Source organism: Chitinophaga japonensis (genome assembly GCF_007830125.1).
In the GTDB taxonomy this organism is placed as follows: domain Bacteria; phylum Bacteroidota; class Bacteroidia; order Chitinophagales; family Chitinophagaceae; genus Chitinophaga; species Chitinophaga japonensis.
Genome location: NZ_VLLG01000003.1, coordinates 862,237 through 887,941 on the forward strand (window position 1 = coordinate 862,237; position 25,705 = coordinate 887,941).

The following is a 25,705-nucleotide window of genomic DNA, read 5'->3' on the forward strand; positions in this document are numbered from 1 at the left end:
AAGCTAAAAGCTGACCGTAGCGAATTTATCCGTGGCAATCAGGCTTTTTGCTTTATGCTTTCCGCTTTCCGCGTACCTTTGCATCAATGGACCATCCGTTATTACAAAACTGGGAGCAGAAGGCGAAGGAAAAGCAGAAAGCCAACAAACAGTTCCTGCAGAAACTGCAGACCAAAAAGGGGAAAGGCGTGGAAAAACTGCTGCCCGGCCTGCATGAAGAGGCTTTCAGCCATATTGACTGCCTGCAATGCGCCGGCTGCTGTAAAACCATCAGCCCCCGGTTTAAAACCCCGGATATCAAACGCATCTCCAAACACCTGGGATTAAAGGAGTCTGTTTTTATTGAAACCTACCTGCGCCTGGATGAAGACGGGGACTACGTGGTAAAAAGAACGCCCTGCCCTTTCCTGGGTAGCGATAACTATTGCAGCATTTACGAGGTGCGTCCCGGAGACTGCGAAAATTATCCTTATACGGACAGCTACGATTTTTTTAAAAGGCCCAATACCACCTACCTGAACAGCACCATCTGCCCCGCCGTGTACTTTGTGCTGGAAAAGCTGAAAGCAGTGATCAGGTAGCTTTTGTATATTACGCTTTCAGGTCCAGCTTACGCATGGCCGGTGAAATGATGTAGGTAGTAGCCACCACCACCAGCGTTACGCAGCCGCCAAATACTACGGAAGGTACCAGCCCCATCAGCCGGGCGGCAAAGCCGCTTTCAAAAGCGCCCAACTCATTGGAGGAGCCTACGAACATGGAGCTTACAGAGGCTACCCTTCCCCGCATCTCATCCGGCGTTTTTAGCTGTAGGATGGTTTGCCGGGTAATTACGCTGATGCCGTCCAGCATACCGCTGAGCAGCAGCGCTATCAGCGATAGGTAAAAGCTCTTGGACAGCCCGAACACGATAATGCAGATCCCGAAGCCGAATACTGCCGCCAGCAACTTGATGCCCGGTTTGGTCACCAGTGGGCGGTAAGCCAATATGAACATGGTCATCAGCGATCCTACCGCCACGGCCGCACGCAGGAAACCGAATTCCAGGGAGCCCACATGCAGTATGTCCGTGGCAAAGGCAGGCAGCATGGCCGTAGCCCCGCCAAACAGCACCGCAAACATATCCAGCGCCATGGCATTCAGTACTACCTTGGTGTTCCACACAAAGCGCATGCCCTTGGTAAGGCCCGCCACAAAGCCCTCGCCCTGGGATTTATAGAGAATGGGTTTGGGTTTTATCTGCAGGAGGCTGAACAGCGGCGCCAGGAAAATGATCACCACCAGCAGCATAGACCAGTGCACCCCCAGCAGGTGTATAAAAAGGCCGCCCAGCGCAGGCCCGGCCATGCCGCCTACCTGCCAGGCGCTGCTGCTCCAGGTAGAGGCGTTGGCATACAACTGCCGCGGCACCAGCAGGGCCAGCATCGTGAAATTGGAGGGGCTGGTAAAGGCCCGCACTATTCCGCCCATGAACACCAGCGCATAGATCATGTTCAGTACCCAGTGAGTGGGAATACCCTGCACCATACGGTCCCAGGTAAGGAGGAACAGGCCGGTGCCCAGCACAATGTAGGCCACTACGCAGGCCAGCAGCATGCCCCGTTTCTCCCGCTGGTCTACCAGGTGGCCGGCAAAGGGCGCCAGCAGCACGGCCGGTATCACTTCCGAAAGCCCTATCAGCCCCAGTGAGAAAGGATCACGGGCCAGCTCGTATACTTTCCATTCTACAATGGTAAACTGCATGGTGAGGGCAAACACAATTGCAAAACGGATAACAAGGTAGTAGTTGAATTCCCGGATGCGCAGGGAAGCATATGGGTCGTTCCTGGTAGTGGCCGCTGTGTCCAAGCTGATGAATTTTGATTTGCAGGCACAAAATTAATTAACAATGAAGAATTAATAATTAATAATGATGGCCACAGTTGTTTCAATGAAACACCACTGTAACGATTATTAATTCTTCATTATTAATTGTAACAGGATGATTATTTTTATAGTCAATACTTCTTTATGAATGCACTTCGTTTATTGCTGGCCGTGCCGCTACTGGCTGGCAGCCTGATGTGCCAGGCCGGTCCTTCCCGGAATGAGCCGCCGGCCCGCAAGGCCCGCCTGCAACTGGTCACCAACAGGATACTTTCCCCGGTGGCGCTGGGCGTGCCCGGCGATGGCAGTGGCCGGCTGTTCATCTGCCAGAAGGAGGGAAAGGTATGGATCGTACAGAACGGAAAGCTGCTGACCCGGCCATTCCTGGACGTAAGCGCGGAAATGGTAAGGATCAACCCGGCTTACGATGAGCGCGGCCTGCTGGGCATTGCCTTTCACCCGCAGTTTGAAAGCAATAGGAAGTTTTACGTGTATTACAGCGTGCCGTCAGACGTATCCGGCAGCAACCATAAAAGCCGCGTAGCGGAGTTCACCGTGTCGGCTAATCCCAATGTAGCAGACCCTGCCACCAAACGCGTGCTGCTGGAAATAGAACAGCCACAGTCCAACCACAACGGTGGCGACCTGGTTTTTGGCCCGGACGGTTACCTGTACATTGCCCTGGGCGATGGCGGCGGCGCGGGCGACAAGCATGGCCCTGCGGGTAACGGGCAGAACCTGAACACCCTGCTGGGAAAGATACTGCGGATAGACGTGGACGCCACTCCTTACGCCGTGCCCAAAGACAATCCTTTTGTGGGGCAGGAGGGAGCGCGCCCCGAAATATGGGCTTACGGGCTGCGCAATCCCTGGCGCATTTCATTTGACAGGGGCACCAAACAACTGTTTGCCGGGGATGTAGGACAGAACAAGTACGAAGAGGTGGATATCATTGAGAAAGGCGGCAACTACGGCTGGCGCATCATGGAAGGATTCCATGAGTATAATGTGCCGGATGGGGCGGATAAAAGCAAGCTGATACCCCCCATTGATGAATATGACCACGACCTGGGCATCAGTGTTACCGGCGGCTATGTATACCGGGGAAAAGCTATCCCATCGCTGAACGGGGGGTACGTGTACGGCGATTACAATGGCAAAACCTGGGTACTGGTGAACAGCGGCAGGAAATGGGAACGTGCAGACCTGGAGCTGACCGGCCGCCCTGCAGGTGGACTGCAGATATTGAGCTGGGGCCAGGATGAGGCGGGAGAGCTGTACATGCTCACCAGCGCCTCCACGTCCGACGGGTTTACAGGAGCCGTGTACAAATTGGTAGGATTTTAGCGGTAATATTTTGTTAAACCACAGATTACCTGTAATAACAGGTGCCAATTTTAGTTTAAATTTGATAGATAAAGTTCAATTTGGATCCATATGAGAAGAATGAAAGTGATAATACCGGTGCTGCTGATCATTATTTCCGGTGGAGTACTGGCTTTCAGTAAGTTAGGGAAAGCCGAAGATCCCCCGGGCCGCTACGAGATCATCATGAACCTGGTAGGACAAATACTGAAAGAAGGTCATTATAAGCCCAAGCCCATTGATGATGCTTTTTCCAAAGAGGTATTTACCAAGTACCTGAAAGACCTGGACAGCGAAAAGAAATTTTTCCTGAAAAGTGATATTGACAAGCTCTCCGCCTTGTCCACCCATATAGACGATGAGCTGCAGGGCGCGCCGCTGGAGTGCTTCAACGCGGTTAACAGCCTTATTAAACAGCGGGTTAATGAAGCCACGCTGATCTACCCGGCCATACTTTCCAAGCCTTTCGATTTTACAAAGGAGGAAAAGGTAGTGCTGGACCCTGATAAGCTGGACTTCCCGGCAGATGAAGCTGCCCGCCAGGAGGCCTGGCGCAAGGTGCTGAAATACCGCACCCTGGAAAAGCTGACCGACCTGCAGGAACTGCGGGATAAGAAGAAAAAGGACTCGGTGAATGCCAGGTTCCAGACAGATGCCGAGCTGGAAGCAGAGGCACGGGCCAAGGTAAAACAACTATACGACCGCTATTTTGACCGCCTGAAGAATAAGCAGAACGATAACGACCGTTTCAGCCTGTATGTAAACGCCATTACCACCACGATGGACCCGCACACGGACTTTATGCCACCTGCAGACAAAAGATATTTTGAAGAGCAGATGGCCGGTAAATTCTTCGGTATTGGTGCGCAACTGCGGGAAGAAGACGGCAAGATCAAGATCGTGAGCATTGTTACCGGCAGCCCCAGTTGGAAACAAGGCCAACTGAAAGCCAATGATGTGATCATGAAAGTGGCGCAGGGCAGCAAGGAACCCGTGGATATTACCGGTTACGCGGTGGAAGATGCCGTAAAGCTGATCCGCGGCTCCCAGGGTACCACGGTACGCCTGACAGTAAAGAGCGTGGACGGTACGATCAAGGATATTGCGATTGTGCGGGATGAAATAGTGCTGGACGACACTTTTGCAAAATCCGCCATTATCAACGGAAAGCATAAGATAGGGTACATCTACCTGCCGGAGTTCTATGCCGACTTCCAGGACAGGAATGGCGCCCGCTCCGCGATAGATGTAGCTAAGGAAATACAGAAGCTGAAAGCCGAAAAGGTAGAAGGCATTATACTGGACCTGCGTTTTAACGGCGGCGGCTCCCTGCAGGATGTAGTGCAGATGGCCGGCCTCTTTATCCCCGAAGGGCCTATTGTACAGGTGCGCTCCCGCGGCGGCGACAAGATCGTACTGCCGGACCGCGATAAAAATGTGCAGTACGAGGGTCCGCTGGCCATTATGGTGAACGAGTACAGCGCGTCCGCCTCCGAGATCATGGCTGCAGCCATGCAGGATTACAAACGCGCCGTGATCATTGGCAGTGCTTCCACTTTCGGGAAAGGTACGGTACAACGGATGTACAACCTGGATGATTTCTTCCCCAGCAAGCCCGAGATCGGCGCCCTGGGAGCTTTGAAGCTGACCGTGCAGAAATTTTACCGCGCCAACGGCGGCTCCACCCAGTTGAAGGGCGTAAACGCCGATATCGTGTTGCCGGACCCTTATTACGAAGTGGGAGAGAAGAAAGATGAGGATGCCCTGGCCTGGGATGAAATACCCAAAGCCAACTACACTCCCTGGTACGATCCCGTGAACGTAGACGCGCTGAAACGTAACAGCGCCCAAAGGGTGAGCAGCAGCGAAGCGTTCAAGATCATGACGGACAATATCAACACCATCAAAAATATGGATAAGCAGGATGCTTATTCACTGAACCTGGAAACCTTCAAAGCAGAGCAGAAAAGCAACGCCGCTGCCCTGAAAAAGTATGACGCGGTGAACGATAAGCTGAAGGAGCTGAACATCACCAACCTGCAAACAGACCTGGAAAAGATGGGCTCCGATACGTCCAAGCTGGCCCGCAATAAGGACTGGCTGAAGTTCCGCGCAAAGGACCTTTACCTGGATGAGGCGGTAAATGTGATGAACGACCTGATCGTGATGTCCTATCCTAAAATGAAAGGAAAGCAGGAGAATTAGCAGAACGCATAAAGCATAAAGCATAAAGCTGATTGTCGCGAATATCTACGAGGCAATCGGCTTTTTGCTTTATGCGTTTAGCTTTCAGCTCAATCCGCCAACATGTTGATCAGGTTCATCAGCTCGTCATACTTGTACCTTTCCTTGTCATCCTGGTAGCATTTGGCCAGCTCTTCCAGCAGGAAACGGATGATCTGTTTGTTGGACTGCGGTTTATAGTATGCCGGTACCGGCGGTACGGATACTCGTTTAAGGTAGGTCTCTACATCCTGGTGGGAATAGATCTGCCCCTGCATGGGGTCTATAAAGAACAGGATGCGGTAGTCGTCCGGTTTGGGTGGCTCCGCAAAATCGTAAAAAGAGTCGAAATAGGCCAGTATGAACTGCCTGGGAATGTTCACGGCATAAACCGGGAGGTCCAGCATGGAGCAGAGGCTCTGGTAAATAACCCCGTTGGTGATGGGATTACCTCTTTTGGCCTCTATTACCTGGTTAATAAAGAACTGGTTCTTGCGCATGTACGCTACTTCCTCTCCCTTCAGCCCGAAATAGTTATAGATCATGCTGTTGAGCACGTTGATCTGCTCCAGCGGGGTCAGGTAGTTGTTCAGCTCCAGCCATATGTTACGCTTGATGCGCTCTATTTCCGTCATGATAGGTCCCGGTTGCATGTCCGGGAACTGGTACCTGGCCACCAGTATAGCGCCCTGCAGCAGGTCGGGGTTTTCTGCCCGGGTCCATTGCTGCATAGCTACCTGGAGGTCCTGGTAATGCACGCGATGAATCAACTGTTCTATCCGTTCCTGGATAGATTCGTCCACCGTAGTCTCCCACAAATGCTCCAGGTTAGGAATAATTTCCTTGCCATACAACAGTATTTTGTTGGCTACCGTATCAAACACTTCCTGGTCCGGATCGTCCAGCAAATGGAATAGAGCATTGATTTCTTTTGTTTCATTCATACGCTACAAAATTGCTTGCACATCTGCACATTATTCTGTCTTCTTCTTCCTCGCCGGTGCCTTTTTCTTGGGCGGGTTGGCTTTGGCATCTTCTATAATGGCTTTTGCTTCCTCCACGGTGATATCCGCAGCATGGTCTATCCTTTCTTTCGGAATCTTGTAGTTCTTCAGTCCCTGTTTAATATAAGGGCCATAAGGGCCCTTGAGTATCTGTATCTTTTCCTTTTCAAATATTTTGATGGTACGCTGGTCTTTAGCGGTACGTTTCTCCACGATCAGCGGCCCTACTTCATCCAGCTCCACGGTGTAAGGGTCCATTTCCTTTTTAAGGGAGTAGAACTTTTTATCGTGCTGTGCGTAGGGGCCAAAGCGGCCGATGTTCACGATCACTTCCGTTCCTTCAAACAGGCCCAGGTTGCGCGGCAGCTTGAACAGCTCCATGGCTTCGTCCATGCTGATGGTCTCAATGCTCTGGGTGGCCTTCAGCTTGGCGAAACGGGGTTTCTCCTCGTCTTCCGCCTTGCCGATCTGGATCATGGGGCCGTACCGTCCCATGCGGGCCACTACGGGCTTGCCGGATTCGGGATCATCGCCCAGGTAGCGTTCTCCCTTTACCCTTTCCGCGTTTTCCAGCGTATTGGCTACATCTTTATGAAAAGGCTGGTAGAACTCGTTCAGCATGTTGTTCCATACCTTCTTGCCGTGGGCAATTTCATCAAACTCTTCCTCGATCTTGGCCGTAAAGCCGTAGTCCATTACAGAATCAAAGTACTGGTTGAGGAAATCGGTCACGATCATGCCCAGGTCCGTCGGGAACAGCTTGGACTTTTCCGCCCCGGTGTTCTCGGTTTCCGCCTGCTTGCTGATCTGGTCATTTTTCAGCGTTAAGATACGATATTCCCGCTTGATGCCTTCCTTGTCCCGTTTTTCCACGTAATTGCGTTTCTGCACGGTAGTAATGGTAGGCGCGTAGGTAGACGGGCGGCCAATGCCCAGCTCTTCCAGCTTTTTTACCAGGCTGGCCTCCGTATAACGGGGAGCCGGGCGGGTAAATTTCTCGGTGGCCTTCATTTCCTTCAGGTCCACCACCTGCTTTACCTGCAGCGGGGGCAGTACGCCTTCCTGTTCTTCTTCTTCTGAAGAGTCCTCGTCATCGCGGCCTTCCATGTATACTTTCAGGAAGCCGTCGAACTTCAGTACTTCGCCGCTGGCGGTCAGCTCTTCATGGTTGGTGGAGATATCGATTTTGGCAATGGTCTTCTCCAGTTCCGCATCGGCCATCTGGCTGGCGATGGTGCGTTTCCAGATCAGCTCATACAGTCTCCGGGTATCGCTGTCGTCTACGGAAGCATTTTCCATGTAGGTAGGCCGTATGGCTTCGTGCGCTTCCTGCGCGGACTCATTCTTGTTCTTGTACTTACGATGCTGGTGGTAGCGCTCCCCGTAGCTTTTTTCTATGGCCTGCTTGATATCGGTAATGGCGGTATCGGACAGGTTCACGGAGTCGGTACGCATGTAGGTGATCTTACCGCTTTCATACAATTTCTGCGCCAGCAGCATGGTTTTTGAAACGCTGTAGCCCAGCTTGCGGCTGGCTTCCTGCTGCAGGGTGGAAGTGGTGAAAGGCGCTGCCGGCGATTTTTTGCCCGGCTTTACCTGGATGTCCTTCACGGTGTAAGCGGCCCCGATGCAGTCCTGCAGGAACTTTTCCGCATCTTCCGCTGATTTGAAGCGGGAAGGGCCGTCGGCCTTGAAGGAAAGGTTTCTGCCCTGGGCGTCTCTGGCGGTAAAGAAAGCCTCTACCTTAAAACTGCTCACCGGCGTAAAAGCGTTGATCTCCCGTTCCCTTTCCACGATCAGCCTTACTGCTACGGATTGTACGCGGCCGGCAGACAGGGAGTTGCGCATGCTCATTTTGCGCCACAGCACGGGCGAGAGCTCAAACCCTACAATGCGGTCCAGGATGCGCCTGGCCTGCTGCGCATTTACCAGGTCCATGTTCAGGGTACGGGGCTGCTGCACCGCCCTTTCAATGGCCGGCTTGGTTATTTCATGAAAAACAATGCGTTTGGTGGTATGGGGGTCCAGGCCCAGCACCTCGCACAGGTGCCAGGATATCGCCTCTCCTTCACGGTCCTCATCCGTTGCCAGCCATACCTCGTCGGTATCCTTGGCCAGCTTCTTTAACTCCTTTACAATCTTCTCTTTATCTTCCGGAACAGCATATTTAGGTTTGAAGTTATTCTGGATGTCGATACCCATATCGTCCTTTTCCAGGTCGCGTATGTGCCCAAAACAAGATTTTACCTCAAAGTCTTTTCCTAATATCTTTTCTATGGTCTTAGCCTTGGCCGGGGACTCAACTATAACTAGATTTTTTGCCATGAATGCCTTCTTTAATGCGAGCTAAATATGCAAAAATTAATATAAAAAATGCAAATACGATTTTTGCAAGTATAGAAATTAAGCCTGAGAATAAAAAATAAGGGTTTGTTTATTGCGTTATAAGTTGTTTTAATGTAAAGAAATAGATCAGGTTGGATACTTATTTACGTATATTCATATATTCGGCATCTGAGAAAGGAAAAAAAGGATCATTATGGAGATTGTTATTATAGGGGCGGGTAACGTAGCACATTGTTATGGCCACCTTTTAAAATTGCACGGGCACCAGATACTGCAGGTCATCAGCCGGCAGAAAGCCCATGCGGAAGAGCTGGCAGAAATGCTGCATGCAAAGGCTACGGACGATTTGCTGGATATTAATATGGAGGCGGATGTGTACCTGCTGGCGGTGAGCGATGCGGCCATCCCGGAACTGAACGACCAGTTGCGCCTGGGTAAGCGGATCGTGGCCCATACGGCCGGGGCGGTGCCCCTGGAAGCCATCAGCAGGATATCTACCCACACCGGGGTGCTATACCCGCTGCAGTCCATCCGCAAGGAGCTGAAAACCTACCCGCCCATCCCTATTATGCTGGAAGCCAGCAATGATGAGGTGCTGCGCCGTCTGCAGGCCCTGGCCCAGAGCATAGCCTCACAAATAGCGATCATTAGCTCCCGCCAGCGCCTGCAGTTGCACCTGGCCGCGGTATTGTGCAATAATTTTACCAATCACCTCATAGCCAGGGCAAAGGAATACTGCGAGCAGGAGGGGCTGGATTTCACTATGCTGCAACCTATTATAAAAGAGACCTTTGAGCGGCTGGAGAAATTCCCGCCGGAATCTGTACAAACCGGGCCTGCCCTCCGCGGCGATGAATCCACCATGGCCCAGCACCGTTCCCTGCTGGAAAATGACGAGTACCTGCGCCTGATATACCAGGTCATGTCCGACAGTATTTACCAGTTCCACGCAAAAAAAGTTTAACCAATAAAACATATTTTTGCGATCTGCCCGATCACGGGCATATATACCATTATATATAATGAACGTGCTATCTCTTTTCAAGCATATTACCACTTTTGTACTGGATGTGGACGGCGTATTAACCGACGGTACTGTACAACTGCTGCCCGGTGGCGAACTTTCCCGGAAAATGAATGTGAAGGACGGTTATGCCCTGCAACTGGCCGTAAAAAAAGGATACCGGATCGTAGTGATTTCCGGCGGCAAGTCGGAAAGCGTGGTAAGCCGCCTGCAGGGGCTGGGCATAAAGGACATTTATGTAAATGTGACGGACAAGCAGGAGCAACTACAGGATTATGTGCTGGAAAATACCCTGCGTTGGGAAGAGGTGCTTTTTATGGGAGATGACATACCGGATTACCGCGCCATGCAAATGGTAGGTCTGCCGGTATGCCCGGCCGATGCGGTACCGGAGATCAAAAGCATCTGCCGGTATATTTCTCCTGTAAGCGGCGGCAACGGTTGTGTGCGGGAGATCATAGAAAAAGTGCTGAAGCTCAACGGGCATTGGGAAATAGATGAAACGATCGCATCGAAATAATACGAAGAAGGAAGTAAGAAGCAGGAAGTATGACGGGAGGTAAATAAATCTGATCATGAAGCTATTGAAAGCATTTTTCATACTTATCCGTTACCCTAACCTTATCTATATAGGGCTTACGCAGTTCCTACTGCAATACTGCGTGGTAGCCCCGGTATTGGTCAGCAGCGGGGAAGTGCCTTCCCTTTCCTTTACCGGTTTTATGCTGTTGTCGATCTCCACCATGCTGGTGGCTGCGGCGGGCTACATCATCAACGATTATTTTGATATTAATATAGATATCGTCAACAAGCCGGATAAGATGGTGCTGGACAAGATCATCAGCCGGCGCTGGGCCATGGCCTGGCACACCATATTTAATATGGCCGGTGTGTCCCTGGGGTTTATCGTGGCCTGGAAAATAGGGCAGATATACCTGGGCTTTACACAGGTGATCTGCTCGCTGCTGCTCTGGTTCTATTCTACTTCCTTTAAGCGGCAGGTGCTGATCGGGAACGTGGTCATATCCCTGCTTACGGCCCTGTCTGTAGTAGTGGTAGGCTTTTATGAAAAGCAGATCTACGAGAGCTTTGAAGCCATCCTGTCGCCAGCGGGCCGCAAGCTGATACAGATCATTGGCGTGTATGCCCTGTTTGCCTTTATTATATCTATGGTGCGGGAAGTAGTGAAGGACCTGGAAGACATGATAGGCGACAGCAAGGACGGATGCCGCACCATCCCTATTGTATGGGGTGTGTTGCCTGCAAAAAGATTGTGCTACGGCCTGCTGCTGGCCCTGCAGGTGCTGATGTTGCTGGTAGAGATCAGGGTGGCCATACCAGGCTGGTACCTGGCCATTGCTTACCTGCTGCTGCTGGTACAGTTGCCCGGCGTGTATACCTGGCTGTTGTTAAGAAAAGCGCATTTGCCGGAGCACTACCACAAAGTAAGCTCCCTGATCAAGCTGATCATGCTTACCGGTATATTATCCATGATTTTTCTTAAAATCTATCTTTAATGTATAAAGGAAAACCCGTGATCCTGGCGTCACAGTCGCCCCGGCGCAAGCAACTGCTGGAGCAGGCCGGCGTTCCTTTCGAGGTAAAGGTGGTGGAAACGGCGGAAACCTTTCCACCGGACATGCCCATACCGGAGGTGCCGGTACACATCGCACGCCAGAAGGCGCAGGCCGTAACGGCGCTCTGCAAGGCGGAGGATATTATTATAGCGGCGGATACCGTGGTGGTGCTGGATGATACCATTATCGGCAAGCCTAAGGACCGGGCAGACGCCATCCGTATTTTATCTGCGCTGGCCGGGCGTACGCACCAGGTGATCACCGGCGTGGTGATCCGGCACCAGGAGCGGGAGCGCCTCTTTGCAAAAACCACTGATGTGCATTTCAAGCCCCTCACACCGGGACAGATCACTTATTATATTGACAAATACCAGCCCTTTGATAAAGCGGGCGCTTATGCTATCCAGGAATGGATAGGCGCCGTGGGTATTGACCGTATTAACGGATGCTTCTATAATGTAATGGGATTGCCCGTAAGCAGGGTCGTAGAGGAACTGGAGCAGTTCTAAATTCCGAATCCCAACATCCAAATCCCCAAAAATAGCGGCAGGCCATCAATAGTAATGAATGGTGCATTTTATTGGAACACCAGCATACATTTTGGAATTTGGATGTTGGAATCTGGAATTTTCTATTCGAGTACCAGCAGGTTTACATCCTTATTCTTCAGCCAGTCTTTCTCCTTCAGCTTTTCCAGGTTGATCACGCCTACTACATAGCGGTAAGTGGGGGATTCATACTTTTCGGAGATGTTGTAAAACTCTGCCAGGTCCACCTGGTCGGGTGTTTTGTAACGCAGGTATACCTTTAACTGTACATCGTGCGTAAATGCCGGCTGGTTGGATTGTTTGATCTTTTTGTACTCATACCGGTAATTGTACAGTAGCGCAGAGATGTCCGACAATACCGCGCTGCCGGTAGCCGTGCCGCCGGCGCCTTTTCCTACAAAGAACTGCTTGTCTGTAAAAGCGCTTTCCAGCAAAATGCCGTTGTATTCATTAGATACATCGTACAGCAGGTTATGCTCTTTAATGAGGTGGGGCAGCACATAGGCAAATACATTCCCGTTCTGGCGGCGGCAGTTCCCGATCAGCTTCACAGTGCAGCCACGCTGCCGGGCAAACTGGATGTCAAAATCATTCAGGTGGTGGATACCGAAGTTAAACACCTCTTCCGGCTTTACAAAGGTGCCAAAGGCGTGCAGCAGCAGTATCACTATTTTGAACTTGGGATCGTAACCTTCAATATCCAGCGTAGGGTCTGTTTCCGCAAAACCCTTTTCCTGCGCCTGTTTCAGCGCCATGTCAAAGCTCAGGCCCTCATCGAATATCCGGGTCAGTATGTAGTTGGTGGAGCCGTTGCAGATGCCTTCCACGGCATTCAGCAGGTCGTTGTCATAATACTCTTCCAGGTTGCGGATAATGGGAATGCTGGCGCAACTGGACGCCTCATACAGGAAAGGCATCTTGTTCTCCACCTGCAACTGGTAGAGCGCCGGCAGGTTCTCCGCTATCATGCGCTTGCTGGCGCTTACTACCGCCTTGCCGTTGCGCAGCGCTGTACTTACTATTTCAAAAGCCGCTTCCGTATCATTAATGAGCTCCACCACCACATCAATGGTAGGGTCCTGCAGGATTTCATTCTTGTCCGTTGTAAAATAGCTCATGTCTATCGGACGCGTCTTGTTGGGATCTTTAATACATATTTTTTTGATGCGGGCATTAATGCCCTTTGTTCTGTTCAATACTTCGTAAAGTCCTTGTCCTACGCAGCCAAACCCGAAAATGCCCAGGTTAATGATCTTATTTTCCATATTTATTGTAAAACGGTGATTTGTTTTCCTGATGATGGTTGGTTTAATTTATCTAATGCCTGTTTCAGGTCGTTGATGAGGTCCTCGGCATCCTCAATGCCAATGGACAGGCGGATACAGCTATCCTGCAGGCCCGCTTTTTTGCGGAAGTCCTCCGGGATGTTGCGGTGGGTCATGGTAGCAGGATGGTCCAGCATACTTTTTACCCCACCGAAGCTCTCCGCCAGCTTAAACAGCCGGGTGGCGTTTACAATGCGGATGGCGCTCTTGATATTGTCGTTCTTTAATGAGAAGCTTACCAGGGCGCCATACAGCTTTTGCTGCTTGCGTGCAATATGGTGGTTCTTGTGCGTGTCCAGCCCGGGGTAAAAAACCTTGTCTACCGCCGGGTGCGTGGCCAGCCAGGTAGCAATGGCCATGGCGTTGCTGCACTGTTTTTCCAGGCGCAGGTACAGCGTTTCAATGCCGCGAATGGTGAGCCAGGCCTCAAACGGGCTGAGGATGCTGCCGGAAATGTTCTGGTTAAAACGTAGCTGATCCGCCAGCGGTTTGGTATTTACCACTACCAGGCCTGCAATTACATCTGTATGGCCAGCCAGGTACTTGGAAGCGCTGTGTATCACAATATCGGCGCCCATGGGAATGGGCTGCTGCAGCAGCGGCGTGCACAGGGTATTGTCCACTACCAGCAGTATGTCATGCTGCCTGGCTATTTTGCTCACGGATTTGATGTCCGATATTTTCAGTGTGGGATTAGTGGGCGATTCCAGCCATATAAAACGGGTACGGGGCGTAATAGCTGCCGATATGTTGTCGATATTGCTGGTATCGGTAAAGTTTACTTTTATCCCGAAGCGTTCTATCATGTGATGGAACATCTGGAATATACCGCCGTAGGTGTCATCTACGGTCAGTATCTCATCGCCGGATTTTAACAGCTTCAGCACAGCGTCAATAGCCGCCATGCCGCTGGCAAAAGCAAAGCCTGCATAGCCTTCTTCCAGGTTGCAGATAATATTCTCCAGTACCTTGCGCGTAGGGTTGTTGGCGCGCGAAAACTCGAATCCCTTATTGATGCCGGGCGATTCCTGCACAAAAGTGGAGGTTTGATAGATCGGCACGGAAATGGCGCCTGTCAGTTCATCTACCGGAATGCTATGGATGAGTTGCGTAGCTGTTTTCATCCGTTAATTAATTTATTTTTTATGCTGCCAGGCAGCGCCTGTGGTCAGTTACTCTTTCATTACTGCCAGAAGGGGAATAAAAAAAGGGCGCTTCCGGATCGTTGGAAGAGCCCCTTTTGAATATTGTAGAAGGAATGTATTTCTCTGCCAACTTATCTTTCCCACGGCATTACCCGGGGGCAGGAATTAGCACCTTTTCCCCGTTCACAAGGAACGGAAATGGTTGCTAAGGCATCGCAGGGCCATATCCCTCCGCCTTTCTGGATAAGTGATGTTTAAGAACTGGGTGCAAAGGTAATGGTACTTTGATGAATTTTCCAAATTTGGAAGTTCAGAAAGGAAGTTGTTTATTTGCTAAATATTTTAGCAAATTAAATTTGTTGACACCGATAAAACCACCAAACCAATGATGATCGCAAGCGTTAGCCCGTTACTTACGGAAGAGTTATTTCAGCACATCTGGAAATTCAGGCTGTTTAAAACCACCGGTCTTAGTACTACAGAAGGGGAGCCGGTACAGGTCATTCACCCCGGTACGCACAACCATCATGCGGGCCCGGATTTTACGGCGGCTAAAATAAGAATCGGCAATACCTTATGGGCCGGCAATGTAGAGCTGCACCTGCGTACATCTGACTGGTACCGGCATGGGCATCAGCGGAACAAGCAGTATAGCAATGTTATTCTGCACGTGGTGTTTGAACATGACGTGGAGTATTATGATACGGAGAGTATGCCGCCCTGTATTGAATTGCAGCAACAGATACCCAAACTGATCATGAAGCGGTACGATATGCTGCGGCAACATACCGCATTTGTACCCTGTGAATATAATGCCTGCAGCGTGCCGGAACTGATCTGGCACAACTGGAAGGAGCGGTTGCTGATTGAGCGCTGGGAACGTAAAACCAGCACACTCCAAAACTGGTTGCTGCAAACCAAATATAACTGGGAGGAAGTATGCTACCGGGCTATCGCCCAAAGCTTTGGCATGCCGGTAAATGCCATGCCCTTTTTACAACTGGCCCAGTCCCTGCCGCATACCCTGCTGGCCAGGCACCGGCCTAACCTGCTGCAGTTGGAAGCGCTGCTCTTTGGCCAGGCCGGGATGCTGCAGGAGGAAGTCTTCCAGGACGCCTATCCCAGGCAGTTACAGCAGGAGTACGGCTACCTGCGGCATAAATACCGCCTGCAGCCCCTGCCGGCGCACCTGTGGAACTGGCTGCGCATGCGCCCGGCTTCTTTTCCCACCATGCGCATTGCCACCCTGGCCGCTTTGATATATCAAACCCCGCACCTGTTTTCCGGGATACTGGAAACGGAAAGCATTACCGGTTTAGAGCAGTTGTTTGCTGTACAGCCTTCCGCCTACTGGCAGGAGCACTACCGCTTTGATAGTGCCGCCACCCACACCCGCTGCCCGGGCCGGTCTGCTGTACATAATATTCTTATCAATACGATACTGCCATTGCTGTTCCTGTACGGGAAGGAAAAAGGCATGAGCTACTACCAGGAGCGCGCCTTACAGTTAATGGAAATATTACCGGCAGAGGAAAACAAGATCACCAACGGATGGGACCAGATAGGCATTATGCAGCAAAGTGCCCTGGACTCCCAGGCGCTGCTGCAGCTCAAACAACATTACTGCGACGAGAAAAAATGCCTGGAATGCGCGGTAGGCGCCAAGTTGCTGCGGGAAGGGATATTCTGATCTCGCACATTCATTGCTCCCAGCCGGTGTCTTTCAGGGCCGGGTCATTTTCCTTTTTGAGGAAATCCGCCTGTCCCAGCGATGCTGCTTCCCATTCCAGGATGGCTTCATCCGGCACCACCTGCACCGGTGTTTTCCAGGAAGCGGAGGTTTCATTGTAAGCCAGGTTAGACTGGGAGCAGTAGCAGGAAATGAGGGACCAGCGCGGGTGTTCAGACAGGTTGGCCTCGGAGCGGTGCAGCAGGTTAGGGTGGAAGAACAGCGCATCACCGGGCGCCAGTTCACAATAGACCAGCTCCATGGTTTTAAGCGCATTGGTCACCATTACCATGTCTGCGCCTACCTGCTCACCGGCAAAGCCGTGGTTCACACGGCCCATTTTATGTGAGCCTTTGATCACCTGCAGGCAGCCGTTCTCTTTATTGGCGGCTGTGAGCGCTATCATTACAGATAAGAGCTGATCCGGGAACATGAACTGGTTCTTGTACCAGTAGCCATAGTCCTGGTGCCATTCCCAGGCGCCGCCTACCCTGGGCTCTTTCTGCATCAGCTTGGAATGAAAGTGGCAAACAGGGGCGTCACTGTCCAGCAGGGCGGCCGCAGCATCTACCATCTTATGGCTGCGGGTAAGGTAGCCAAACACATCATTGCCGGGGGTAAACCAAAGGGAGAGCCGGGTCTTTTTGCCGGTCTGGTCATTCAGGTCCAGTGCATGTTGCTGCATGGCATTATCTGCCAGGGCGGTAGCATATAGTTTATTTACCTCCGCTGCAGCGCAAAAACCCTTTACTGCAATGAAGCCGTCCTCATGATATGCGGCGACCTGTTCTTGTGTTAACCGGAAAGCCATATGCATTCATTTTTTGTCTTCCTAAATGTCGGCATAAATGGCGTTACAGCCTACTAATATTATATAAAAGAGGGGGATATATGCTGGAAAAATCGTGTAAGTTTGTAACAATAAATGAAAACCCGCGTTTATATATGGAGCGCCCGGACCGGAGGGGGAGAGTTGGGGATTTTCATTACATTTGATACAAATAGCCCATTACTGTGAAAAAATTACACTTAGTCTTATTTTTATTAATGGTAGCCGGCACCCTGCAGGCCCAGTCTGATAAAGAAGCCAAAAAGAAGGAGCGGGAGGAAAGGAGACTGAAACGTATTTCCCTGTTCAGGGAGCTGGAGGAAGGGGAAAATAATTATGAAAGGGATTTTTCCATAGGTGGGCGTTTGAATACGGATGGGTGGAGCGGCTTTATAGAGCTGGGCTACCGTAAGAGCCGGAAGATCGTGAACTACTTCCAGTTTGAGTTTGCAGAAAAGAAGCACCCCAAGGAAGATAAAAAACCGGGCCGTTTTGTGCCTATCGGCGATTTTGCCTACTCTGAAAAGCCTTACATCTACGGTAAACGGAATAATTTTTACCAGGCCAAGCTGGGCATGGGCCAGCGCTACCTGATAGGCGGCAAAGGCAACAAGAACGGTGTAGAGGTGTCCGCCATCTATTACGGCGGCGTATCTGTGGGCCTGCTGAAACCCTATTACCTGACCGTAGAGGATCCTACAGACGGCCTTGCAAAAGATATTAAATATGGTACGGACAGCTTCCTGGATACCGCTGCCTTCATCAATCCCTCCAGGATCATTGCCGGCGCCGGGTTTGGCAAAGGCTGGGGCGAGCTGACCGTGGTGCCGGGGCTGCACGCCAAAGCGGGGCTGCGTTTTGATTGGGCCAAGTTCAATGAAGTGGTGAGCGCCCTGGAAGTAGGGGTCAATGCCGAATACTATACCAAAGACGTCCCCATTATGGTGGACCAGGACCCTAAGAAGTTCTTTTTCAATGCCTACCTGAGCCTGCAGTTCGGGAAACGATGGAACAGGAAATAGTTAATGATAAGTTAGTACCTTTGTTGTTCTAAAGAAAGGAGTTAGCGATGCAAGAACAAACCGTATGCGGAGCGCCGGCAACAGCCCCGAGGACCAAGAAGCCAGACTGGCTGCGTGTGAAATTGCCGATAGGAGAGAACTACAAACAGGTCAGGAACCTGGTTGATACCCATAAATTACATACCATCTGTGAAAGCGGCAACTGTCCCAATATGGGAGAATGCTGGGGGGCAGGCACCGCTACCTTTATGATACTGGGCAACATCTGTACCCGCAGTTGCGGCTTTTGCGCCGTAGCTACCGGCCGTCCCGAGCCGGTAGACTGGGATGAGCCCCAGCGTGTGGCGGAAGCCATTTACCTGATGAAGGTAAAACACGCCGTTATTACCTCTGTAGACAGGGATGAACTGAAAGACGGCGGCTCCATCATATGGGCCAATACCGTAAAGGCTATCCGCGCCCTTAATCCTGATACCACCCTGGAAACCCTGATACCCGATTTTAGAGGGCAGTGGGACAACCTGCAGCGCATCATAGACGTAGCGCCCGAGGTAGTGTCGCATAACCTGGAAACCGTAGAAAGGCTTACCAAGCAGGTGCGCATACAGGCTAAATACCACCGCAGCCTGGAAGTGATCCGCCGCCTGAAAGAAGGCGGCATGCGTACCAAAAGCGGTATCATGCTGGGCCTGGGAGAAACCAGGGAAGAAGTGATACAGGCCATGCAGGACCTTTATGATAATGGGGTAGATGTAGTAACCCTGGGCCAGTACCTGCAGCCCACACCCCGGCACCTGCCGGTAGTGCGCTTCGTACATCCCGATGAATTTGCAGAATACCGTGAAATAGGCTACAGCATGGGTATTGACTATGTAGAATCCGGTCCGCTGGTACGTTCCTCTTACCATGCAGAAAAACATATACATAGCGGACGTAATAAATAAAAGGTGGTTAAATAGCTATTTAACCACTCAACCATATATGCAGAAAAAATAGGGAACCATACTTATCTTTGCGTAGCAAATTTAAACCTTAAACCTACCTGTAACGCAGTTTGGTACCACCACCAACGCAGTTAGCAACCTTATAAAGCGGGCTGACAGGCCTTTCTGTCCATACAATTGATTGTAATAATATTTAAATTATTGCAATGTGTATATGCTGTGTATTGCTGAAAGGTGCTGCCAGGAAAACCCGCCGTTGTATTCTGAATGGTCTAAAGAAGCATTGATTGTCAAAAGTTTTCTATGAAGCAAAGCGTATTATTTTATGTGGCTGCGGTAATAGGTATGGCCTGCTTTACCAGTTACGCTTCCGCACAGCAATTACCGGATTCTTTATTGCCTCCCGCCAATTTACAGGACTGTATCAAGTATGCATTATCGCATCAGCCGGTGGTACGGCAGTCGCACCTGGACGAGGCGATCACGGAGGCCACAATTAAAAGCAAGCTGGCAGACTGGTATCCGCAGATCAACCTGGATTATAATATCCAGCATTACCTGCAGATACCCACTTCTTATTTTAACGGTAGCCCGATCCGGGCCGGGGTGGAAAATTCATCTACCGCCGCGCTCTCCCTGAACCAGAACCTCTTTAACCGCGATGTGCTACTAGCCAGCCGCACCGCCAGGGATGTACGCCGGCAGGCTAAACAGAACACAGCCAGCAGCCGGATAGACGTGGTAAGCGATGTAAGCAAGGCGTATTACGACGTGCTGCTGACCAAACGCCAGATAGCCGTGCTGGAAGAGGATATTATCCGCCTGGAACGCAGCCGGAAAGACGCTTACAACCAATACCAGGCCGGGGTAGTGGACAAAACGGACTACAAGCGGGCCAATATCTCCCTGAACAACGCAAAAGGCCAGCGCAAAACCGCCGAAGAGCTGCTGGATGGCAAATACGCCTACCTGCGCCAGCTCATGGGCTACCCGGAAACAGGGGAACTGAAGCTGGTGGATGATACCCTGCAAATGGAAAGCGAAGTAAGCCTGGATACTACCACCACTGTAAATTATGAGAACAGGATAGAGTTCCAACTGCTGCAAACCCAGCAACGCCTGCTGGAAGCAGAGCTGCGGTATAACAAGTGGAGCTTCCTGCCCACGGTATCCGCCTTTGCCAACTACAACGCGGCCTATCTTAACAACGAATTTTCCAAACTGTATAAAGACAACCTGCCCAACTCCTACTTTGGCCTGAAAGTATCCGTTCCCATCTTCCAGGGCTCCAAACGTATTCAGAACATCCGCGCGGCAGAGCTGCAACTGAAACGTACCGAGTGGGACTTTGAAACACTGAAAAGCCAGATCAATACAGAGTATACACAGGCCATGGCTACCTATAAAAGTAACTTCTACAACTATACGTTACAGCGGGAGAACATGCAGGAAGCCCGTGAAGTGTATGAACTGATCAATTTGCAGTACAGGGAGGGCGTAAAAACTTTCCTGGAAGTGATTACCGCTGAAACGGACCTGCGTACCGCGCAGCTTAATTATTTCAATGCACTGTACCAGGTATTGTCCAGCAAAATAGATCTGCAAAGATCATTGGGAACATTAACAACCAGCTTGTAGCATCTGGCTATTAGCTTAAAGAATAAACCGGATCCGATAAACGATTTTCAGATGAAGAAAAGAAATCTTATATTTTTTATTTGCGCTTTTGGCGTTATCTCCTTCATAGCCTGTAAAGGCCCGGCGTCCAACGGAGCCATGGTAATGCCGCCCACGCCCGTGAATATAGCGGAAGCCACCCGGCAGGCGGCCATTTATTATGATAACTATCCTGCTACCGTCGTAGCGTTGAACAAGGTGGAGCTGCGCGCCCAGGTATCCGGTTTTATCACCGGCATCTTCTTTAAGGAAGGAGAGGTGGTACCCAAAGGCAAAACCCTCTATGAAATAGACCGCCGCAAATATGAGGCTGCCTACCGCCAGGCAGAGGCCAGCATTATGAGCGCCCGCGCCAATTTCAACAAGGCGCAGAAAGATATGGACCGGTATGAGCGCCTGGCCGAACAGGACGCTATTGCCCGCCAAACGCTGGATAATGCCGCCGCGGCCCTGGAAACCAACCGCAGCCAGTTGGCAGCCGCAGAAGCCAGCCTGCTGGCCGCCCGTACGGACCTGGACTACTCCCTGATAAAAGCGCCTTTTACCGGCCGCATCGGCATCTCCCAGGTAAAGCTTGGCGCACAGGTAAGCCCCGGCACCACGCTGCTGAATACCATCTCCAGCGAAGATCCCATTGCCGTGGATTTTGTGGTGAATGAAACGGACATCAGCCGTTTTGTGGCCCTGCAGGGAAAGACCGGTGGTGATAATGACAGCACTTTCCGCCTGCAACTGCCCGGCGGCGCGTATTATAAACATAACGGGAAGCTCATCGCCATTGACCGTGGGGTAGACAACCAAACCGGCACCATCAAAATAAGGGTGGAATTCCGCAACCCGGACGATGCACTGAAAGACGGGATGAGCTGCGTGCTGAATGTGCTGAACGATGCATCCGGCAACCGGCTGGTGATCCCCTACAAAGCGATCACCGAGCAGATGGGTGAATTCTTTGTGTTCGTGGCCAGGGACTCTATCGCATTGCAGCGCAAGGTGCACCTGGGCCCCAAGCTGAGAGACCAGGTGGTGATATTGGACGGCCTGGAACAAGGTGATAAGGTGATCACCGAAGGCTTCCAGCGCCTGCGCGACAGCGGCCGGATACAGGTAGGCATGCCGCCGCAGCAGGGTGCTAAAAAGTAAGCAGCGCTTTTCACACCCGTTAAACTTTAGTGAACCAATAGAAGAACAAGATCATGATTGCAGATACTTTTATACGCAGACCGGTCACCGCTATAGTGATATCTATTGTGCTGGTGATGGTAGGCATATTGGCTATGATGAACCTGCCGATCGGGCAGTACCCGGACATTACGCCGCCCACCGTGCAGGTAACCGGTACCTATACCGGCGCCGATGCGCAAACAGTGGAACAGACCGTGGCCACGCCGGTGGAAGTGCAGGTAAACGGTACGCCGGGCATGACCTATCTTCAAAGTAACAGTACCAGTAACGGCGCCATGAGCATGACCGTGAACTTTGAGGTAGGTACAGACATCAATATCGCAGCGCTGGATGTGCAGAACCGCGTGGGCATTGCACAGCCCACCCTGCCGCAGGAGGTACAGCGTTTGGGCCTTACCGTAAGAAAGCGTATCCCCAGCATATTGATGCTGGTAGCCATCTATTCGCCCAGGGGCACGCACGATGTAACTTTCCTGGACAACTATACCAACGTGTTTGTGAAGGACGCCCTGCTGCGCGCCAAAGGTGTGGGTGATATCTTTACACGTGCAGATGATTTCAGTATGCGCGTTTGGCTGAAGCCAGATAAGCTGGCGGAGATGGGCGTTACGGCCAACGAGGTAAGAGCGGCCCTGCAGGAGCAGAACGCCCAGATCACCGCCGGTACCGTAGGCGCGCCACCGCAACAGGCGGGGCAAACCTTTGAATATACCATACAGGTAAAAGGCCGCCTGGCAACCCCGGAGGAATTTGGCAACATCATCGTTAAAACCCGCCCGGACAATGGCAACCTGGTATACCTGAAAGATGTGGCCCGCGTGGAGCTGGGCAAGTTCAACTACGCCAGCAACTCCTATGTGGACGGCAAACGCGCTTCCTACCTGCTGGTATACCAGGCGCCGGGCAGCAACGCCATTGAAACGGCGGAGAATGTATACGCCACTATGGAACAGTTGAAGACGCAGTTCCCGGCCGATGTGGCTTATGTGGTGCCTTTTGAATCGGTGTCCGTTATTAAAGTGTCTATAGCAGAAGTGGTGGAAACCCTGCTGGAAGCCCTGGTGCTGGTGGTACTGGTGGTATTCCTGTTCCTGCAGAGCTGGCGCGCCACCCTTATTCCCGTACTGGCCATCCCGGTATCCATCATCGCTACATTTATCTTCTTTATACCCTTAGGCTTCACCATTAATACCCTGACGCTGTTCGGCTTTGTGCTGGCCATTGGTATCGTGGTGGATGATGCCATTGTGGTGGTAGAAGCGGTGCAGCATAATATCGACCACGGGAAGATGTCGCCGAAGGAGGCTACGGCGCAGGCTATGAAAGAAATATCCGGGCCGGTGATCGCCATTGCGCTGATCCTGGCGGCGGTGTTTGTACCGGTGGGCTTTATACCCGGTATCGTAGGGCGCCTCTACCAGCAGTTTGCCATCACCATCGCCATCTCCGTGTTGATCTCCGCTTTTGTGGCCCTGTCGCTCACGCCGGCGCTGTGCACGCTCATCCTGCGGCCCATGCACCTGGACAAAGATTCAAAGGGCCTGAACCAGTTCTTCTACCGGTTTAACCGCTGGTTTGGGCATACCACATCACGTTACTCCGTGGGCGTGAAAAAGAGCATCCGCTATTCCCGCTTTGTGCTGATCATATTGCTGTGCATTTGTGTAGGTGCCATCATGCTGTTCAGGGCCAAGCCTACCGGCTTTATCCCCACGGAAGATGAAGGACGTATCTACATTACCTATGACCTGCCGGAGTCTTCTTCCACAGAGCGTACCGTAGCTACACTGAACCAGATGATGAAGATACTGGACAGCGTACCGGCTATCGGTCACTATGCGGCACTGGGCGGTTTGAACGTGGTAAACTTTGCCACCAAGTCCAACAGCGCCACCATCTTCTGCCAGCTCCGGCCCTGGGACGAGCGTAAGGAGAAATCCGAACAGCTCTCCGCCCTGGTAGCTACCTTGCAACAGAAACTATCCCGGTTTAAGGAAGCCAACGTGGTGGTGATCACCCCGCCGGCTATTCCAGGCCTGGGGCAAACAGGCGGTTTCTCCTTTGTGCTGCAGCAAAGAGGCGGTACGGATATCAAGGCGTTTGAAAGCGTATTGCAACGTTTTACCATGGCCATTAACCAGCGTCCTGAAATATCCCGGGCCTTCTCCTTCTTTACGGCCCGCACCCCCGGTTACCGGTTGGATATAGACCGGGAAAAGGCCAAGAAGCTGGGCGTACAGATATCAGATATTGCCACGGCCCTGCAAACTTACATGGGGAGCGCCTATATCAATGACTTCACCATCTACGGGCGCAATTTCCGCGTGGTAACACAGGCGGATTCCACTTACCGTGGCAGCATCCAGGACCTGGGGCAGTACTTTGTGCGTAACCAGGCCGGTAACATGGTGCCGTTGAGTGCGCTAACCAGCTATAAGGTAATCGAGAGCGCACCGGTAATCTCGCACTACAACCTGTTCCGCTCCGCGGAGATCAACGGTAGCGCGGCGCCGGGCTACAGTAGTGGTGATGCCATTAAGGCCCTGCAGGAAGTGGCGGCACAGGTGCTGCCGGAAGGTTATGGCTACGAGTTCTCCGGCCTTACGCGCGAGGAAATATTGTCCGGTTCCAAAACCGTGTACATCTTTGCGCTGTCCATCGTCTTCGTGTTCCTGTTCCTGGCAGCGTTGTATGAGAGCTGGTCGGTTCCGTTCTCCGTACTGCTGGCAGTGCCCATCGGTATGTTTGGCGCCATCCTGGTGCTGACCTTACTGCCCAAGCTTAGTAACAACGTATATGCGCAGATCGGTATGATCACCCTGATAGGGCTGGCGGCCAAGAACGCCATCCTGATCGTGGAGTATGCAAAAGAGCGTGTGGACCGTGGCATGGAAGTGGTGACGGCAGCGGTGGAGGCAGCCAAGCTGCGTTTGCGGCCTATCGTGATGACCTCGCTGGCTTTCCTGTTGGGTATTTTACCGCTGGTGCTGGCCTCCGGCGCCGGTGCGGAAGCGCGTAAAACCATGGGCTGGACCGTATTGGGCGGTATGTTCACAGCCACCTTCCTGGCTATATTTATTGTACCGGTACTGTTCGTGGTGATCACCCGTATCTCCTACGGCAAGGAGAAATTGCGGAAATTACGCGAAAGCTATAACAATATCCCTGAGCACGACGTGCAGGGAAAAATCTGATAAAAAATTCCAAATCCCAAAAGCCAAATTCCAAATTGACGGCAATTGCCTGACTAACGGTAACAGTTCCGTATTATTGATGGCCTGCCTGCGGTTTGGAATTTGGCTTTTGGGATTTGGAATTTCTCAATTTTCCATCTTCATCAAAATCCTGCCCCAGTTTCCATTCCGTATACCCCACCATGTACAACGCACCGATTACTACCGGGCTGATGGTTACGTAAAAGAACAGTTCCGTTTGCGCAGTAAAGAAAATCGCGCAGGCGATGCCGAAAACGAACAGCAGCAGGCCTATACGCCTGGAAATATGGGCGGCATAAGCGTTGGCGGCGTGCCAGGTCTCCTGGTTCTGCGTGGAGTAAAAGCTGCGGTAGCCGTACCAGGTGCGGATGCTTTTGGGCGGGTACCGCCGTATAAAGTAGCCCATGAAGAGGAATGCCAGGCCTGCCAGCAGGCTGGCATTGCAGTAGGTGCTGTGAAGGAACGTTTTCATACACGCGGCCTTTGTTGACACCCAGAAGTTACGAAAAAATAACGGCTTATTTTATCAATATCCCCTTATACAGCATGCCATCTCCAGCCGGCATCTCCAGTTGCAGCAGGTGGCTGATCAGCGGAGCAATAGCAGTGAGATACAGAGTGCAACAAGTACTTTTTGCATATAAGCTTTTTTGAAAGATAAAATACCCCCCAGGTAAGTGG

General features: G+C 51.6%; 20 protein-coding genes and 1 riboswitch. Of the genes, 13 read left to right on the forward strand and 7 right to left on the reverse strand.

Going from position 1 to position 25,705, the window contains the following annotated elements:
• Window positions 1–86: 86 nt before the first annotated feature.
• Entirely contained in the window at window positions 87–581 is a 495-nt protein-coding gene (locus LX66_RS12530) for a YkgJ family cysteine cluster protein (RefSeq protein WP_145713825.1), read from the forward strand.
• A gap of 10 nt (window positions 582–591) precedes the next feature.
• Here the strand turns inward: LX66_RS12530 and LX66_RS12535 are convergent, their stop codons facing one another.
• The gene (locus LX66_RS12535) at window positions 592–1,848 is read right to left on the reverse strand and encodes an MFS transporter (RefSeq protein ID WP_145713828.1); all 1,257 of its coding nucleotides are present in this window, start codon (window positions 1,846–1,848) and stop codon (window positions 592–594) included.
• 162 nt (window positions 1,849–2,010) lie between these two features.
• On the opposite strand from LX66_RS12535, the gene LX66_RS12540 reads away from it, so the two are divergent.
• Together LX66_RS12540 and LX66_RS12545 are read left to right on the forward strand one after the other, a co-directional pair.
• The gene (locus LX66_RS12540) at window positions 2,011–3,213 is read left to right on the forward strand and encodes a PQQ-dependent sugar dehydrogenase (protein ID WP_145713830.1); all 1,203 of its coding nucleotides are present in this window, start codon (window positions 2,011–2,013) and stop codon (window positions 3,211–3,213) included.
• Window positions 3,214–3,303: 90 nt separating this feature from the next.
• Window positions 3,304–5,436, forward strand: coding sequence for a carboxy terminal-processing peptidase (locus LX66_RS12545; RefSeq protein WP_145713833.1), 2,133 nt, complete (start codon window positions 3,304–3,306; stop codon window positions 5,434–5,436).
• An 89-nt stretch (window positions 5,437–5,525) separates the two neighbouring features.
• On the opposite strand, the gene LX66_RS12550 is transcribed toward LX66_RS12545, so the two are convergent.
• A complete protein-coding gene (locus tag LX66_RS12550; RefSeq protein WP_145713836.1) occupies window positions 5,526–6,398 on the reverse strand; it encodes a transglutaminase-like domain-containing protein in 873 nt (290 codons plus the stop codon).
• A gap of 30 nt (window positions 6,399–6,428) precedes the next feature.
• On the reverse strand, window positions 6,429–8,783 hold the full coding sequence (topA, locus tag LX66_RS12555) for a type I DNA topoisomerase (protein ID WP_145713839.1): 2,355 nt from the start codon (window positions 8,781–8,783) through the stop codon (window positions 6,429–6,431).
• 214 nt (window positions 8,784–8,997) lie between these two features.
• On the opposite strand from topA, the gene LX66_RS12560 reads away from it, so the two are divergent.
• From LX66_RS12560 to LX66_RS12575, 4 genes are read left to right on the forward strand one after another with little or no spacing between them, the layout of a single operon-like run.
• On the forward strand, window positions 8,998–9,768 hold the full coding sequence (locus LX66_RS12560) for a Rossmann-like and DUF2520 domain-containing protein (RefSeq protein WP_145713842.1): 771 nt from the start codon (window positions 8,998–9,000) through the stop codon (window positions 9,766–9,768).
• A gap of 58 nt (window positions 9,769–9,826) precedes the next feature.
• Complete coding sequence (locus tag LX66_RS12565) at window positions 9,827–10,348, forward strand: KdsC family phosphatase (protein ID WP_145713845.1); 522 nt, start codon at window positions 9,827–9,829, stop codon at window positions 10,346–10,348.
• Between the two features lie 55 nt (window positions 10,349–10,403).
• Window positions 10,404–11,345 carry a geranylgeranylglycerol-phosphate geranylgeranyltransferase gene (locus tag LX66_RS12570; protein WP_145713848.1) on the forward strand — a complete coding sequence of 314 codons (942 nt, stop codon included), beginning with the start codon at window positions 10,404–10,406 and terminating at the stop codon, window positions 11,343–11,345.
• A complete protein-coding gene (locus LX66_RS12575; RefSeq protein WP_145713852.1) occupies window positions 11,345–11,914 on the forward strand; it encodes a Maf family protein in 570 nt (189 codons plus the stop codon). Before LX66_RS12570 ends, LX66_RS12575 begins: the two co-directional genes overlap by 1 nt.
• Window positions 11,915–12,036: 122 nt before the next feature.
• On the opposite strand, the gene LX66_RS12580 is transcribed toward LX66_RS12575, so the two are convergent.
• Together LX66_RS12580 and LX66_RS12585 are read right to left on the reverse strand one after the other, a co-directional pair.
• Window positions 12,037–13,218: a homoserine dehydrogenase gene (locus LX66_RS12580; RefSeq protein WP_145713855.1), complete on the reverse strand. Its 1,182-nt coding sequence runs from the start codon at window positions 13,216–13,218 to the stop codon at window positions 12,037–12,039.
• 2 nt (window positions 13,219–13,220) lie between these two features.
• Window positions 13,221–14,402 carry a trans-sulfuration enzyme family protein gene (locus LX66_RS12585; RefSeq protein WP_145713858.1) on the reverse strand — a complete coding sequence of 394 codons (1,182 nt, stop codon included), beginning with the start codon at window positions 14,400–14,402 and terminating at the stop codon, window positions 13,221–13,223.
• Between the two features lie 149 nt (window positions 14,403–14,551).
• A riboswitch (SAM riboswitch) is annotated at window positions 14,552–14,673 on the reverse strand.
• Between the two features lie 135 nt (window positions 14,674–14,808).
• Here LX66_RS12585 and LX66_RS12590 point away from each other — a divergent pair.
• Complete coding sequence (locus tag LX66_RS12590; RefSeq protein ID WP_145713861.1) at window positions 14,809–16,113, forward strand: DUF2851 family protein; 1,305 nt, start codon at window positions 14,809–14,811, stop codon at window positions 16,111–16,113.
• A 10-nt stretch (window positions 16,114–16,123) separates the two neighbouring features.
• Here the strand turns inward: LX66_RS12590 and LX66_RS12595 are convergent, their stop codons facing one another.
• On the reverse strand, window positions 16,124–16,963 hold the full coding sequence (locus LX66_RS12595; protein ID WP_145713864.1) for a phytanoyl-CoA dioxygenase family protein: 840 nt from the start codon (window positions 16,961–16,963) through the stop codon (window positions 16,124–16,126).
• A 203-nt stretch (window positions 16,964–17,166) separates the two neighbouring features.
• Here LX66_RS12595 and LX66_RS12600 point away from each other — a divergent pair, with 203 nt between their 5' ends.
• The 5 genes from LX66_RS12600 to LX66_RS12620 all read left to right on the forward strand — a co-directional run bounded on the left by LX66_RS12600 (window position 17,167) and on the right by LX66_RS12620 (window position 25,003).
• Complete coding sequence (locus LX66_RS12600; RefSeq protein ID WP_145713867.1) at window positions 17,167–18,003, forward strand: hypothetical protein; 837 nt, start codon at window positions 17,167–17,169, stop codon at window positions 18,001–18,003.
• A gap of 47 nt (window positions 18,004–18,050) precedes the next feature.
• On the forward strand, window positions 18,051–18,947 hold the full coding sequence (gene lipA / locus LX66_RS12605) for a lipoyl synthase (RefSeq protein ID WP_145713869.1): 897 nt from the start codon (window positions 18,051–18,053) through the stop codon (window positions 18,945–18,947).
• A 303-nt stretch (window positions 18,948–19,250) separates the two neighbouring features.
• Window positions 19,251–20,585 (forward strand): TolC family protein, encoded by a 1,335-nt coding sequence (locus LX66_RS12610; protein WP_145713872.1) that lies wholly within the window; start codon window positions 19,251–19,253, stop codon window positions 20,583–20,585.
• A gap of 51 nt (window positions 20,586–20,636) precedes the next feature.
• Window positions 20,637–21,767, forward strand: coding sequence for an efflux RND transporter periplasmic adaptor subunit (locus tag LX66_RS12615; protein ID WP_145713875.1), 1,131 nt, complete (start codon window positions 20,637–20,639; stop codon window positions 21,765–21,767).
• A 53-nt stretch (window positions 21,768–21,820) separates the two neighbouring features.
• A complete protein-coding gene (locus LX66_RS12620; RefSeq protein ID WP_145713878.1) occupies window positions 21,821–25,003 on the forward strand; it encodes an efflux RND transporter permease subunit in 3,183 nt (1,060 codons plus the stop codon).
• A gap of 73 nt (window positions 25,004–25,076) precedes the next feature.
• On the opposite strand, the gene LX66_RS12625 is transcribed toward LX66_RS12620, so the two are convergent.
• Window positions 25,077–25,496, reverse strand: coding sequence for an SdpI family protein (locus LX66_RS12625; RefSeq protein WP_145713881.1), 420 nt, complete (start codon window positions 25,494–25,496; stop codon window positions 25,077–25,079).
• Window positions 25,497–25,705: the final 209 nt, after the last annotated feature.